A 14,884-nucleotide genomic window follows, 5' to 3' on the forward strand; every position below is an offset into this window, starting at 1 on the left:
TGTTCCTCCGTTACCTCGGGATCTCCGTTGGTAAATAGGGAGATAAAGCCGAAACTATTTCATCATGCTTTATTCCTTGCAATAGATTGATTACTTTTTCACAGTACTGTCTATTGTCAACTCCCAGAAAATGACCTATTGATTTGGATAAGCTCTTTTGGTTAAACACTCGGAGTACGTTTGTGTAATCCCCTTCATCTAAAACTTGTTGGAATTTAGTCTCTTGTGTTGTCTTTATCTGATCATAATCAATTGAAGATAACACTGTTTCCAGACTTTCTTTTGCTTTATTCTCATCCACTTTTGATATTTCCGCACTCGAAAGACGATATTTGATTTCAGACACAACACTCTCACAAATCTGTCCATTGATCTGATTGTTGAATCTGACTTCTACAACATACTGCTTAACATTATGCCATGCTACATCAACATCTTCACCAAATTGTTTCGCCATCAGCCTTATCAACTCTTCAACCAAGAACAGGTTCTCTACCTCTGCAACACCTATAGTGTAAATTCCTTGTTCTTTATACTTTTCGATTTCATAATCGGATCGATAATCGCGGTCAATAATCCCGTAGACTTGGCATTCATGAAGATCTGAATTATTTCTAAACGCCTTAGTTCGGGCAATAACTTGCGTACAGCTTCCGCAAGGAACAATATGATAGTCCGGATACAGTTCGGAATAAAGCTGAGTATCATAACTGTTGCGTTCACCTTCAACAAATATGACATTCTTTCTGCTGCCCATGATTTCAAGCAAAAGCTCTTCTGGTAAGTCTATACCCTCTATTATTTGCAATTTCCAATTGTGTCCGTCATACTCTTTAATCCAAATCTTCTCAGCGTGACTGTGCATAGAAGCAAACTGAAGATCGTGAGTAATATAGATAAACAGGCAATCTGGCCGATACTGTTCTAAAGCTTTCCAAAGGCGATTCATGATTGATGGATGAAGGTGCAATTCAGGTTCATCCATAATTAAGATTTTGTTCTCGGGCACACAAAGCACTTGAGCAGCCAAGTATAAAACAGATCTCTCGCCGTCGCTCATTTCAGTTGCAGAGTACTTTACTTCATCGCCATCTTTAGTAAAAGATGAATAAAACTTAGAGTCTTCAAGACTTAGTTTTCTTTGAGGGAGTACTTCATCCCAAATATGAAATAATTTTTCAATTACCGTAGTAGGGGGATTTGGATATGTCTCACGGTTTACTTTAGCTTCTTTAACTGCTACAACATAGTCATGTTCCTCGTTGGCATTCATAGCTAATAAAGCCGCAAGTACATACTCGAAATCAATAATCATTCTTGTAGTGTACTCTGCATGTTCATTCCATCCCCAGCGGTTTCCTTTTTTATATACATTTGGATTCTTAGCGTCAGACTCACCAAAGAGGACTAAATTCTCTGCTTCAGTATAATTCTTTAATGGAATATTCTTGTTGAAACTAATCCCTCTTTGTGCTGCTATTCTATGGACTTTTGCAAAATCTCTCTGTTCAATCCATGCTCCCAGCTTACTTTTTCCTGCACCGTTAGCGCCAACAATAATAACAGAATTAGATTCTGTTGTATAATCAACTTTGTTTCCGCTTTCGTCCGGTAACCAATATGTATATGCCATTATTTCTCCTTTTTACAGCTTTGCGATATCTCTGGGTATCTTTTTGAAAATGATATTGTAGCGTTTCAGTTCTTCATCCGGGATCGTGCACAGGTCGGCATAGATGAGGTAACTCTCTGCCTTTTCTGCTATGGTCGCCAGATACTCATGGTTAAGAGTTGTCAAGCGTTCTTTTTCGTAGTAGAAGTAATATCCGGTATCGTTGTGCTTGCCGAGATAATACGGGTTGTCCGTATCAGGAGGAGCAAACGGCGTTTTTGTCTCGGTGTACCAGATATATTCACGAATCTTACCCGTTTCGACATCTTCGTTCAGATTGCCATCAGACAACAAGAGAGCTTGTCCAAGATCATAGAAGGTGAAGTCGCCGCCGGTACCCTCAACAGCATTCTTACCCTCACCGTAACCGTCGATCACACGCTTCACACGCTCAGCAGTGATACTGTCGGCATAATCCATCATCTCGACGAGGATGAACTTGCGATTGCCACCGTCAGCTTTGTTCATATTCAGAACCGCATGAGCAGTTGTACCGGAACCGGCAAAGGAGTCAAGGATGATAGAGTCTTTATCTGTAGCTATTCGGATTATTCTTTCAATTGTCCCTACTGGTTTAGGATTTGGGAAATCAGAACTTTTGAATCCTAAATACTTGCTAAATACTTCTGTTCCACGCTCGCTATTAACATCTTTATAGTCCCATACTGAAGTCGGTTTTACATCACCGCGTTCATCTAAATACTGCCACTCAAAGATACTCCATTGCTCTTTATTTGGCATATATCTGGGATGAATGTATTTTTTTAATTCTTGAGCAGTTTCTCGTCCCCATCTCCATGTTCCTTCAAGGTTTTGGCTTTTCATTGGAACAATTTTGATATACCCTTCTGGAGTAGCATCTTCATTATTTCCGATAATTAAATCCATATCAGCTTCACGATAGAAAAAAGGGTAAAAAAGATTAGGTCTGTCTTTTCGTTCATCGTGAGAACCTCTCTTGCGAAGATCTTCCTCTCTATACAATCTTCTATCTGTATCTGTCTTTGTATATCGCTTTATTATCTTGTCGTCAGGAGGGAAACCACCCATTTCAAAATTATCAGTTTTATGATAAATAATTATGCTTTCGTGTGCAGTAGCGATATACTTATCATCCGAACGACCAGATGGTTTATTTACGCACGCTATCTCTGAAACGAAGTTGTTTGCTCCGAAGATTTCGTCTAACATAATTCTTAAGAAAGGCTGTTCATGGTAATCCAAACTAATAAAAATTGCGCCATCGTTTGATAACAGCTTATAAAGCAGCTTCAGGCGCGGATACATCATACACAGCCACTTATCGTGACGACTGAGATCTTCGCCCTCTTTGCCGACGACTTCGCCTAACCATTTCCTGATCTTCGGGTCGTTGACATTATCGTTATATACCCAGCCCTCGTTACCGGTGTTATACGGCGGATCGATATAAATACATTTGATCCTGCCCTCGTATTTCGGCAACAAAGCCTTGAGCGCCTCCAGATTATCCCCGCGGATGATCATGTTGTCGCTCTTCTCGGCGTTATATGTATACTTTTCCTCCAGCACCATAAACGGCACCTTCTGGTGGTGGTTGATCACCTTATCTTTTCCTATCCATTCAAGCGTCGGCATTGTTTTCTGCTCCTGTCCCTGATAATAATGGTTCATATTTGACTTTTAGATAGTTTATGAATGCTGAACAAGTAACCAGCATATACAAAGCGTCTTCAGATAGTATGTTTGTATACTCTTTTTTGCCGTGTCTTATTCCGCCCGCATCATTGGTAAAACCATACAACTCACTAAAGGCTTTCTGTTGCGAAGGATGTATGGTAACTCCATTTTCTTCAAGTTTCTTTATTGTTTGCCCTAATGTCGCTTGCTTTCCTTTTGCACCGGTAATCACACAGCACATAGATTCTACAGCCGAAATAGATTCTTTAATTGAGTTAACATAATCGGGATTATCTCTATCTGAATATAATTCCAGTGCTTTTTGCATATGTGTACTAACTGCACCAAAAGGATTAGATAAAGAATCTTTAATAGATTGAATTTCTTCTTCACCTGTTATCGCCACCAAGCGATACTTTACCATTCTGTATCCTGACTTCTCACCTTCTAATACCTGATTAATCTGTTTTTCGACATTTTCAAGGAATGAATATTTTGTGTTAAAAGGAGCTCGTCCATAATATTCTAAAAACTGGTACTCATTCATGTGGAAAATCAACTCGAAGAAGAACGTGATAATATCATAAGCGTCATACCAATTCGAATCATCAGTTTGGTTTAGGAAACGTTTCTTAACTTTGTCAGAATCACGAAATCCGATAACATATCCAAGCTTATCAGATAAGTATTCATATATATATCCTGATTGTCCGGTCCTTTCAACTGACGAATGAAATATATTGAACAACCTATTGCGGGTCTTTGCATCGAGATCTGTTACTTGAATTTCTTTAGCTGGGGCAAAACCAAACTCTTCAGAAAAATTCATTTGTTTACCTTCTTCCTTGTGACCTTTATGTTTCAATAATTATGCCGTTATTATGATTTAGTATAACAATCCAATTATTATTATACCAAATGAAAAGCCTCTTTTCAACATCAATCAGCAAAACACGACGGTATTATTCGAGCTTGAGCTTTCTTTTCATTTACATTATGGCGTATGTTTCTATTATATTGTATTCTATGATGCAAGTTGATCCTGTGGGAATTACCTTCTTCGACGGGTGACAGTACTTATTGACTTCTTGAACACTTAAAGGGTACAAAAAACAGCCGCTGTCGGGTGACGGCGGCTGTGCTGCTTGAGCTTTCTGTGTCCTTTATGTGTCCTTTGTTTTGGTGAAATGCCGTGAAAGCTGATGAAAGGTGAATGTGAAGAAATGGCTTAAAACCTGACTTTTTGACGCTTGGTGGAACAAGGTGAAACGTCTCAGGCGTATTTCGAATCTCTTGTCCTCCGCCAGAAAAAGGTATCACGCATCGGCGTGGTACCTTTTTCTTGTGCAGTGGGTATGGATTCGAGCCGAGAGCCGCGTTTGGCGCGGCGTGAGCGTTTTGACCGAGCGCGTCCGGCGGACGATACTGCGACAGAATATGGGGTCCCCGAAAAGCCTGCTTTTTGGGGAGAGGAGGAGTTGCGATACGAGTACAGGCGTACCAACCGGATACGCCGATCGAGTTCAGCCAACGACGACGAGGTGAAGGGGTCGAAGAAGCCGAGCAAACAACGGCTTGCGACGGCTGATTCGGGAACCGCAAACTGAGCGAATCTCTTGTCCTCCGCCAAACCCTGAAGGTCTCGAAAATGGCTTTTTTTAGCCGTTTTCGGGACTTTTTCTTTGCGGAAAAAGATCCGAACTCTCGTCGTGCTCATAGTCTTGCTCATAATTTCAATTTTTAGCTTGCTTCAAGCAGATTTGCGATACAATTACAAGCATCTTCATTTGCCTGCTGCACTGAATGAATATAGGTGTTTATCGTCGTGCTTGTTTAGCTATGCCCTAACATATAGAAGACCACAAGGTCAAGTGTGGGATTGAAGAACAAAAGATTAGCCTGAAAATTTTTAAATATGGTTTGATTTTTATAATCGACTGTGTTAGTATACTACTGTATTTTATCTGCTTGATAGTGAGGGATAATAATGGACAAAGCAAAACTGATGGAAGAATTAAAATCATGTTCTAAAGATGATTTAGAATTAATTGAGTCAAGCCAACAGGATTTGTATACTCCCGAAGAAATGAATGTTATAAGGGAAATGATAAGAGTTAAAGCAAAAGAAGAAAAGGAAGAACAAAACGCGTTTATTCAAGCACATCTTCCTAAAGAAATAACTTGTCCTAAATGTGAAGGAGTAAACCCGTTTTCTAATGATAGTTGTTGCTATTGTGGTTATGCTTTTGATAAAAGCAAGTATTATCAAATTGACTATTATAATGATGATAATGATGAAATAAACAACAACGAAGAAAAAGAAAATGGGCGTTCATATACATTTCAATACATCATTAGTTTTCTAATTCCTCTTGTTGGGTTTATCCTCGGTGCAATTCTGTTGTCAAAAGAAAATGATGAAGAAAAATCTGTTGGTAAGACTTGTATTATTCTTGGAATAATAGCAATAGCTATCAGTGCTATAATATACGCTCTAATTCTCTAATAGTTCTAAACAGCCAACGCAAAACGCGTTGGCTGTTTCTTGCTCAATTATGTGTATTGTGTAATACTGTTGGTGCTTAATCATATTCTTGCTCATAATTTGCTCATAATTTTATGAGCAAAAGTGAAATAAACTGAAATGATATGAAATGATAATACCGCGAAAACGGCTTGATTACGCGATTCTTGCACCGAACTGAAATAAAATGACAGACTATTTGGATTATCTCGAATCTCTTGTCCTCCGCCAGAAAAAGGTATCACGCATCGGCGTGGTACCTTTTTCTTGTGCAGTGCATATGTAGTTGAGCCGAGAGGAACGGAAACGCGTGTCCCGCGGCGTGAGCGTCATCGCCGAACGCGTGCGGTGAACGATGCAGAGAAAGCGTTTGTGCTTTTGGGGACAGAAGCGAAAATCGTTGCAAAAAAAGCCGGATCAAAAGTAACGATCCTTTTGATCCGACCCTGTTGGATTTATGTTGTGTAGAACGCGCATCCTTTTTTGCCTTTTCTTTTGGTGATGTACATCGCCTTATCCGCCTGATTGAACAGCTCGGAGGGCTCTGCGGCGTTTGAACCGTGCGAAACACCCGCGCTGACGGAAACGGCAGGCAGACCGTCGGCGGTGTCGGCAAGCATGGTGTTGATATGCTCGACCTTGTTTTTGATCAGCTCCTCAAACCGGTTTTCGGCGTGTACCATGAACACCACGAATTCATCGCCGCCGATCCGGCAGACATAATCATCCGAACGGAAGTGGTCGAGCAGGGTAGAGGCGACCTTTTTCAGTACCTTATCGCCGATGTCATGTCCGTAGTTGTCGTTGACGCTCTTAAAATCATCGACGTCCAGCACGATCAGGTAGGTGGACTGCATATCAATGCCGGATAAAAGCAGGTCGTAGCCGGTGCGGTTGTAGACCTTTGTCAGCTGATCGTGAGAGGAATCGTAGTTCAGTTGGTTGACGCCGTTTTTATACTGGGCATACATCTTGTTGTATTCCTGCGCCAGAGTGCGGAACTCGTTCGCGCCTTTTTCGGTGATCATGCCGGTGTCTTTGATTTGGGCGACCGCGTTCATCATAGGGGAAATGCCGATTTTTGTCACGAAAAACACCAGTCCGCATTCGCCGATCGCCAGCAGGATGATGATCAGTCCTACGATCTGCAGGCTGATACTCAGCTCCTTTTGCGCGGCCTGTTCACGGCTTTTGGTCAGCAGCTCGATATCGCTGACGCTGCTCTTCATGTTTTCGCGGATCTCGTCCTTCTTCTGATAGTATGCTTCACTGAGCACCGTTTCCGACGCGCGGCGCATTTTGTCTTCGGGGGAGAGAGCGGCGTCGGCAGGATCCAGCTCGACCTCATTCACAACGTCCGGGCAGTCGGTGTAGCCCTTTGCCTCGGCGACGAGCTTCATAGAATAGTATTCGCGATCCATCAGCTCTCTGGAGTCGGTCAGCGCCGCGTTTAAATCGACGAGCGCGTCCTTGCAGTCAGGATTCTTGGACATGGTCTCGACCGCCGCCTCACGCCGTTTGGTTTCAAACGCCTCAGTAAAATACGCGTTGAGATAGGTCTTGTCGCCGTCGATGGTGAAGCGCTGCGCGTTTTCCGTCAGGAAGTCCGAAGCGTCCATCAGCTCATTGGCGGCTTTTTCAAGCGAAATATATTCTTCCGCCGCGTTTTTCAGATTCTTGAAGGTCGACGACAGATGGAAAACGGAAAAGGTGATCAGTAACGCGATCAATATCGCGATGACCGTCATAAAGACCAGCAGCCCGCGCAGGGATATGCCGGAGAAAACGCGTTTTTTGTTGTCAGCCCGATCTTTCTTCATCATGATCATCGCCCTTGCAGAGTTGATGATTTTAGTATACCATCGACAGTGAGCCGTTGCAATAAAAATATCAATTGAATCGTAAAATAATAAATCGGTTTTCAGACTGTGATGATCCGCTGTGCGGGCGGACTGCTGTATTATTTGTCGAGTATGACAGCCCTGCAAATAAAGGATCAATAAAACGAATGACCACCTGTCCGGGTGGCCATTTTTATCTCATTCATTATCTTGTATCATCTTCCAATAGCCGGCGGCGTCTTCCTCGTACTGACCGTAGGCGGTGTACCAGAGGGGCGGGAGGAAGTTGACGGGCTTGTGCTCGGGCAGGGCTCTGCCGAGGCGGTCGATGTTGTCGCGCAGGTAGTGGACAAGCGTATCGCGCTGATCATCGAGCGAACGCTCCGGATCGTAGGCGATCGGCTTGCCGACGGAGATGATCGCGTTTTTCTTCTCCAGATATACGGGATAGAATTTGAGCGCCTTTTTGCTCTTGCGATAATACAGGCGCGCGATATCGACAAAGCCCGGCTGCAGCTCGTTGATGTACTCCGAGTACCGCTTGGGTGATTCGGCGAAGATCACCAGATGGTCGCCGTCGGTCAGCGCGCGGATGCTCTGCTTGAACGTCTGGATGATCCTCGTGTCGTGATAGACGGGGATGGTGTTCGAGTAGCGCAGAAGGGGCGGCAGTCCCTTGGCGATGATATGCGCCATAAATCGCCAGAACCATTTGCATTTGCGGGCGTTGGAGAAGAATACATCATGGTAGGCGTAGTTGACCGCCTCCTTGCTGTCCAGCGCACAGCTGATCGTCCATGACTGATGCTTGGGCTTGAAGTCGAGCGTCATCATGACGGGTCCGCGGATCGCGGAATGGTTGCAGACGAATACCGCGGGTTCATCGGGCTCTTCCTCATACACCGTTTTCGCGGGCGGAAGGAACATGACGCGCGCAAAGCCGCGGATGATCTTATAATAAATGTAATCGAGCTTCATATCGGGTTCTCTTTCTGACTGCAGGGTAACAAATCGCGTGGGGTAGGGGAGAGTAATTAAAAAGGCGCGCCTTTATACTGATTTATGATAAAACGCTTAAACAAGATATTAGCGGAGAATTTCGTAGAGCGAGGCGGAGGACGCCGATAGGCTGGCGCCTATCAAGGACAACAACGAATCTATACGGAATTATACGCAATAGATGTTAAAGGGTTTAATTAGAAATCAGTATCACATTCTGTCGGGACAGGTGATGCTGAACATATCCAGCACGTTTTTGATGACGGTCTTGGTCGCGGTGCACAGGCTCAGACGCGCCTGCATCAGCTTTTCGTCGTCACATTTAACGCGGCAGGCGTTGTAGAACTTGTGGAAGTAGGTCGCGACGTTGGTGACGTACTTGGTGATCTTGGTGGGGTCATAGTCGCGCGCGGCGGCGATGATCTCACTGTCAAAGGCTGAGAGCAGGTGGATCAGCTCGACTTCCTCGGGAGCGCCGAGCAGGCACAGTTCCTCGTCGGTGCAGGAGCGCGCGGATACGCCCTCCGCCTCCAGATTGCGCAGGATCGAGCAGATACGCGCGTGGGCGTACTGGACATAGTAGACGGGATTCTGGCTGTCCTGCTGGATCGCGAGGTCAAGGTCAAAGTCCATCTGGGTGGTGGCTTCACGGGTGTTGAAGATGAAGCGCGCGCTGTCTACGGGAACCTCGTCGAGCAGATCGCGCAGCTGGATCGCTTTGCCGGTACGCTTACTCATGGTGACGATCTGTCCGTCGCGGACGAGCTTGACCAACTGCATGAGCAGGATATCGAGCTTGTCGCCGTCATAGCCGATGGCGTTCATCGCGCCCTTGAGACGCATGACATGACCGTGGTGGTCGGCGCCCCAGACGTTGATCAGCTGCTCAAAGCCGCGGTCGAATTTATTCTTGTGATAGGCGATGTCAGCGGCAAAGTAGGTGGGATTGCCGTTGGAGCGGATCAAAACATCGTCTTTTAATTCTAATTTGTCAATATAATCCTGCTTTTTGCCCTGACTGAGCAGGATCTCGGTGCAAATGTCCTTGTTCTTGTACCAGATCGCGCCGTCCTTCTCATAGGTCAGCCCCTTTTCGGTAAGGGTGTTCACGACCTCGGCGACAGAGCCGCTTTCGTGCAGGGTGCTTTCCATGAACCAGTTGTCGAAGTCGATCTTGTACTTCGCCATGTCATCCTGCATCCGCTTGATGTTGAGCGGCAGGGCGAAGTCGACCAGCGCCTTACGGCGTTCCTCACTGCTGACAGCCGTCAGACTGCCGCCGAATTTCTCTTTGAACTGCTCGGCGCGCTCGATGATATCCGAGCCCTGATAGCCGTCCTCGGGGAAAGCGAAGCTATCATCAAATAACTGCATATAACGTGCTTCTAATGATGCGGCGAATTTCTCGATCTGGTTGCCCGCGTCGTTGACATAGAACTCGCGGTATGCCTGATAGCCCGCCTTGTCCAGCACGGCGGCAAGGCAGTCGCCCAGCGCGCCGCCTCTGGCGTTGCCGAGATGCATGGGGCCGGTCGGGTTGGCGGAAACGAACTCCACCATGACCTTCTTGCCCTGACCGTAGTCGCTCTCGCCGTAGCGCTCGCCCTCGTTCTCGATCTCACGGAGTACGGCAGCAAAATAGCGCTTGCTCAAAAAGAAGTTGATGAAGCCGGGTCCCGCAATCTCGCATTTTTCGATAAAAGAATTTTCGAGATCGATGTGATCCAGAATGATCTGCGCCGCCTTGACGGGCGCCATGCGGAATACGCGCGCGCCTGCCATCGCCACATTGGTCGCGATATCGCCGTGGGAGCGGTCGGCGGGCTCTTCGATGACGAAGCTCGGGATCTCGCCCGCGGGCAGAGCGCCCTGCTCCATCGCCGCGGTAACTGCGGCTTCGATCTGCTTTCTCAGGTTTTCGGTGACATTGGTGTTAGTTTTAGACATATACACTTTCCTTTGCTGTATGATTCTGCCTTCCCCTCGAGGGGAAGGGGACGCATGCGTCCCGCAGTTGTTACCCAAGGCTCCCTTTGGGAAAGGGAGCTGTCACCCTTGCGGTGACTGAGGGATTGTATTAATGTCGCGTAAGCGACCACCTTATTCTTATAGAGCTTTGATGCGTGCAGATACATGAAAATGGATATCATTGCAAACATCTTGAAATCGGGTTTGAATATCTCTGTTGCTGTATCGCAGAACTTCAATACCCAGACTGTTTAAAAAGATTGTACGATCAGCGTCATATTTCTCCGCACTTTCGGTATAGTGCTGAGAACCGTCGAGCTCGATCACCAGCTTTGCACGAGGACAGTAAAAATCGACAATATAACGATCCAGTACCTTTTGTCTGGTAAAAGCAACCCCAAAGGATTGTCTGTACGGTTTTAAATAGTCATACCACAGATGCTTTTCTTCCTTGGTCATGTTCTTTCTTAATTCTTTTGCCAAGTGAACATTCTCTTTGTTGTGTATTCTATCCATGTAAAGCACCTGATTCGGTTGGTCGCGGAGCGATCCGCTCCATTCATACAATCCCTCAGCTTCGCTATGCTCAGCAGCTCCCTTTCCCAAAGGGAGCCTATTTATTTTTCCTTCACGGAAATATAGAATTCATTATAGCTTACGACGGTGCGGTTGAAATCGAGCTGATACGCCGCGGTGATCGCGCCGCCGTGCTCGTCCAGATCGACCTTGATGTCGTCGGTGAAGATGCCGATGAACATCTGACCCATCGGGGTGTTGTACAGACATTCGTGACGCTTGCCTTTTTCCAAGATCAGATGACTGCTCATCTCGCCCTGACGGTCGATCGACAGAACGCCGTTTTCGAGCGTGACGGTGGTTTCGGTTTTCAGCTCGGGGCGATCCTCGGGGTATTCGGGGTAGGTGATCGTGATCCTGCCGTCCTCGACGGTCATATCGCCGGCGGTGAACACCTCGATCTTGTCCGATTCTCCGTCGACGGTCTGTTTGCCGATGACGGTGATGATATATCTTTCTTCCATCCTCCTACTCCTTTATGAAAATGGTTTCAGGTATTCGTGACAGATGCGGAAGTTTGATTCGAGGGGGTATCAGTATTCCTCGATGTTGATGTGTTCTACGTGGTTGTGGGGGCTGTTGTTCAGGAACAGCGCCGCGTATTTCTCAAAGTCCGCGGGCGTATCGCTGACATAGTAGTTCGATTCGCCCTTGTGGTCATCGTCGCGCAGCAGACCGGCTTCCCGCAGGATCTTCTGCGTATAGATCGCGGTCTCCTTGCCGGAGTCGATCAGGGTCACGCCGTCGCCCATCTCCTGACGGATGGCGTCCGCGAGCAGCGGAAAATGGGTGCAGCCCAAGATCATGGTATCGACGCCGCTCTCCTTAAAGGGCGCCATGTAGCGGCGCACCATGAGCTGCACCAGCTCGTCGTCGGGATCGACCAGACCGTTCTCCACAAAGGAGACAAAGAGCTGACAATGCTGCTCGAACACCTCGAACTCCGGGTGCTTTGCGGTGATCCTGCGCTTGTAGCTGTGAGAGTTGATGGTGGCGGCGGTGCCGATCACGCCGATCTTGCCGTTTCTGGTGACCCGTGCCGCGGTAAAGCAGGTGGGGTTGACGACGCCTGTGTAGGGGAGACCCAGCTCCTCGCTGAGATCGGGCGCTACCGAGCTGACGGTACCGCACGCGGCGACAAGGATCTTGACGCCCATCTTTTTGAGGAAACGGGCGTCCTGCAGCGCGTATTTGCTGATGGCTTCACGGCTCTTGCTGCCGTAGGGCACGCGTCCCGTGTCGCCGAAGTAGACGATATCTTCCTGCGGCATGATCTGTTGTATCTCGCGCACAGCGGTCAGACCGCCGAGTCCCGAGTCAAAAACGCCGATGGGGGATTGCTTCATATGATTACCTCATTTCAGCCTCCCTTTCCTAAGGGAGGTGGCACGAAGTGCCGGAGGGTTGCTGTGTAAGGATCCTGCTTATGGCGGTGATCCTGATATCGGTAACGTATCAACCCTCAGTCACCGTGACACAAGTGTCCGGTGACAGCTCCCTTAGGAAAGGGAGCCTTTGTGCACTTCCTGATTGCACATATCTATACATTATATATAATACCACAAACCGTCATCCCATGCAATAACAAAATTTCGCTTGCATTATTCGGCTGTTTCATGTATAATACCTATAATTGCGGAGGTTCTGCTCACGCCCGGTTTTTTGCGGGAGGAGCAAGCCCCTCCCCTACAGAATGATGAAAAAGGAATGATTACTATGCTGGATCAGGCATTCGGACATATTTCGGATAAGGTGGAAGAGGCGTTAAAGCCGCAGGGCTTTACCCGCCAGAAGATCACCTCCGATAACGATAACGAGCTGGTATCGCTGTATACCTCCGAGACCATGGCGTATTCCGTCATCTATTATAAGGATAAGCAGCATACCCTGCTGCGCGAATGCGCGATGACCGACGACGGTCCCGATAACAACTGGAAGACCCTCGCGACGTGGATGTTCGATCCCGATCACGACACCATGAAGGAAGCGAGCTCCATCGCGAACGACTTCTGTGACGCGATCTCCGCGCCGAGCGCCATCAAGAAAGTGAAGCAGACGAAGAAAACCAAGAAGAACGATGACGGCAACGCCGATCCTGTGTTCCTCTCTAAGCGTTTTCTCACGCTGTTCCCCGATATGAAGGACGAGATCCGTGACGAGCAGGATTGCTATTATCCGTTCCGCGGCGTCACCTTCGCCAGAGCGAGCATCGTGCCGCGCGTCAATCAGCTGGTCAAAACGGGCAAGGCGGGTGAGCTGAAGAAGCTCGGCAACATCCTGACCACCCAGTATACCAACGGCGATGCCGACACCCGCTCTATCATCACCATCGTGATCCTCAACGGTATCCCCGAAGAGGATGAGGCGAAGATCGAGGAATACCTCGGCGACGACCTCAAAAAGGCGTTCCAATTCGCAAAGAAATACCGCAACAAGACCGTTAAGCCCGAAAAGGAAAAGAAGAAGAAAAAGACGATGGCACAGCGGCTGGAGGGTATGCAGCGCTGAGCCTGAGTTGACTACCGAATCACGGAGGTACCGCTATGGGACGCGTATTCTTTATGATAGGCTTCGCGCTGTTTGTCTTAGGCATTGTTCTGGTGATCGTCGCGCCGATCGGCAAGCGCAAGAACAAGCGCTGTTCCGCTCAGACACAGGGTGTACTGACGCACATTTCGGATCGATACGGCTCCAACGGCGCCCGTCCGACCATGAAGTACTATTCCTATACGGTGGACGGGGTAGAGTATCAGCTCAAATCGACGGCGATCAACCCGCACGCGAGCAAGGTCGGCGATCAATGCCCCATCTGGTATGATCCGAAAAAACCGAGCGTCGCGCTTGAGCACCGTTACACCTCCAACAAGCTCTTCAATATCCTGCTCCTCGTCGGGATCCTGATGCTTCTGTCACCGATCCTGTTGGCTGTCCTCTACGCAGCATTTAATAGATAACGGGTAACGGTTAATGGTTAACGGTTAACGGTTAACGGTTAACGGTGGTGGGAAACGCTGACGCGTTTTGGATTGATATAATGACCGTAAATTATAACGTCCGCAACTCTTTTTGAATTGCGGACGGTTTGTTTATCATCGTGTTTTACCGGAATCCATACAAATCCGGTGCGGACGGTTTGTTTGTCATCGTGTTTTACCGGAAACTATACAAATCAGGTGCGGACGGAGTCCGCCCTTCACCGTTCACCGTTCACCATTAACCGTTAACCAAAAAACTACCAATCCAAAAGCCGAAAGGCTTTCCCACAACCGTTAACCGTTCACCATTAACCGTTAACCGAAAAAATAGGATATTTTTTCTAAACAAGCCTTGACGAGTTGACAGTGTTGTGCTATACTGTTATTTACCTCGAATAGGGGCTTGTTTTTTTGCGCCCCTTTGAAATCCGCGTGATTTCAGCTTTTTGAGGGAGGCTTATACCGATTTTGTTGTGAGGATCGGTAAATCTATTTCCGAATATAACGGGAGGTGCCGAAATGAGAGTAAAAATCACAATGGCTTGCACTGAATGTAAACAGCGCAACTACAACACCATGAAAAACAAAAAGAACAGTCCTGACAGATTAGAGATGAACAAGTATTGCAGATTCTGCAAGAAGCATACTCTTCACAGGGAAACAAAGTAAA

The 14,884-nt window shown here is 47.0% G+C and carries 14 protein-coding genes; 4 read left to right on the top strand and 10 right to left on the bottom strand.

All coding sequences use genetic code 11. From position 1 onward, the window contains the following. Nucleotides 1–10 precede the first annotated feature (10 nt). The 4 genes from JKK62_RS01925 to JKK62_RS01940 all read right to left on the bottom strand — a co-directional run bounded on the left by JKK62_RS01925 (nucleotide 11) and on the right by JKK62_RS01940 (nucleotide 5,060). Nucleotides 11–1,633, bottom strand: coding sequence for a DUF4435 domain-containing protein (locus JKK62_RS01925; RefSeq protein WP_201426718.1), 1,623 nt, complete (start codon nucleotides 1,631–1,633; stop codon nucleotides 11–13). A gap of 12 nt (nucleotides 1,634–1,645) precedes the next feature. Then, nucleotides 1,646–3,289, bottom strand: coding sequence for a site-specific DNA-methyltransferase (locus tag JKK62_RS01930; protein WP_201426719.1), 1,644 nt, complete (start codon nucleotides 3,287–3,289; stop codon nucleotides 1,646–1,648). Further along, complete coding sequence (locus JKK62_RS01935) at nucleotides 3,276–4,160, bottom strand: AbiJ-NTD4 domain-containing protein (protein ID WP_201426720.1); 885 nt, start codon at nucleotides 4,158–4,160, stop codon at nucleotides 3,276–3,278. Before JKK62_RS01935 ends, JKK62_RS01930 begins: the two co-directional genes overlap by 14 nt. A gap of 444 nt (nucleotides 4,161–4,604) precedes the next feature. Next, the gene (locus tag JKK62_RS01940) at nucleotides 4,605–5,060 is read right to left on the bottom strand and encodes a hypothetical protein (RefSeq protein WP_201426721.1); all 456 of its coding nucleotides are present in this window, start codon (nucleotides 5,058–5,060) and stop codon (nucleotides 4,605–4,607) included. A gap of 258 nt (nucleotides 5,061–5,318) precedes the next feature. Between JKK62_RS01940 and JKK62_RS01945 the strand changes: the two genes are divergently transcribed. Then, nucleotides 5,319–5,837: a hypothetical protein gene (locus tag JKK62_RS01945; RefSeq protein WP_201426722.1), complete on the top strand. Its 519-nt coding sequence runs from the start codon at nucleotides 5,319–5,321 to the stop codon at nucleotides 5,835–5,837. A gap of 473 nt (nucleotides 5,838–6,310) precedes the next feature. On the opposite strand, the gene JKK62_RS01950 is transcribed toward JKK62_RS01945, so the two are convergent. From JKK62_RS01950 to murI, 6 genes are all read right to left on the bottom strand, one after another. After that, on the bottom strand, nucleotides 6,311–7,678 hold the full coding sequence (locus JKK62_RS01950; RefSeq protein WP_201426723.1) for a sensor domain-containing diguanylate cyclase: 1,368 nt from the start codon (nucleotides 7,676–7,678) through the stop codon (nucleotides 6,311–6,313). A 216-nt stretch (nucleotides 7,679–7,894) separates the two neighbouring features. Next, complete coding sequence (locus JKK62_RS01955) at nucleotides 7,895–8,674, bottom strand: lysophospholipid acyltransferase family protein (protein ID WP_201426724.1); 780 nt, start codon at nucleotides 8,672–8,674, stop codon at nucleotides 7,895–7,897. 231 nt (nucleotides 8,675–8,905) lie between these two features. Next, on the bottom strand, nucleotides 8,906–10,642 hold the full coding sequence (gene argS, locus JKK62_RS01960) for an arginine--tRNA ligase (RefSeq protein WP_201426725.1): 1,737 nt from the start codon (nucleotides 10,640–10,642) through the stop codon (nucleotides 8,906–8,908). A 159-nt stretch (nucleotides 10,643–10,801) separates the two neighbouring features. Further along, nucleotides 10,802–11,146, bottom strand: coding sequence for an endonuclease domain-containing protein (locus tag JKK62_RS01965; RefSeq protein WP_243411724.1), 345 nt, complete (start codon nucleotides 11,144–11,146; stop codon nucleotides 10,802–10,804). Between the two features lie 134 nt (nucleotides 11,147–11,280). Then, on the bottom strand, nucleotides 11,281–11,703 hold the full coding sequence (locus JKK62_RS01970; protein WP_201426726.1) for a YwiB family protein: 423 nt from the start codon (nucleotides 11,701–11,703) through the stop codon (nucleotides 11,281–11,283). A 69-nt stretch (nucleotides 11,704–11,772) separates the two neighbouring features. After that, entirely contained in the window at nucleotides 11,773–12,585 is an 813-nt protein-coding gene (murI, locus tag JKK62_RS01975; RefSeq protein WP_201426727.1) for a glutamate racemase, read from the bottom strand. Nucleotides 12,586–12,955: 370 nt separating this feature from the next. Between murI and JKK62_RS01980 the strand changes: the two genes are divergently transcribed. From JKK62_RS01980 to rpmG, 3 genes are all read left to right on the top strand, one after another. Then, entirely contained in the window at nucleotides 12,956–13,747 is a 792-nt protein-coding gene (locus JKK62_RS01980; protein WP_201426728.1) for a DUF7674 family protein, read from the top strand. Nucleotides 13,748–13,782: 35 nt separating this feature from the next. After that, nucleotides 13,783–14,193 carry a DUF3592 domain-containing protein gene (locus JKK62_RS01985; RefSeq protein ID WP_201426729.1) on the top strand — a complete coding sequence of 137 codons (411 nt, stop codon included), beginning with the start codon at nucleotides 13,783–13,785 and terminating at the stop codon, nucleotides 14,191–14,193. Between the two features lie 540 nt (nucleotides 14,194–14,733). Beyond that, nucleotides 14,734–14,883: a 50S ribosomal protein L33 gene (rpmG, locus tag JKK62_RS01990; RefSeq protein WP_201426730.1), complete on the top strand. Its 150-nt coding sequence runs from the start codon at nucleotides 14,734–14,736 to the stop codon at nucleotides 14,881–14,883. Nucleotide 14,884: the final 1 nt, after the last annotated feature.

Source organism: Ruminococcus difficilis, from assembly GCF_016680995.1.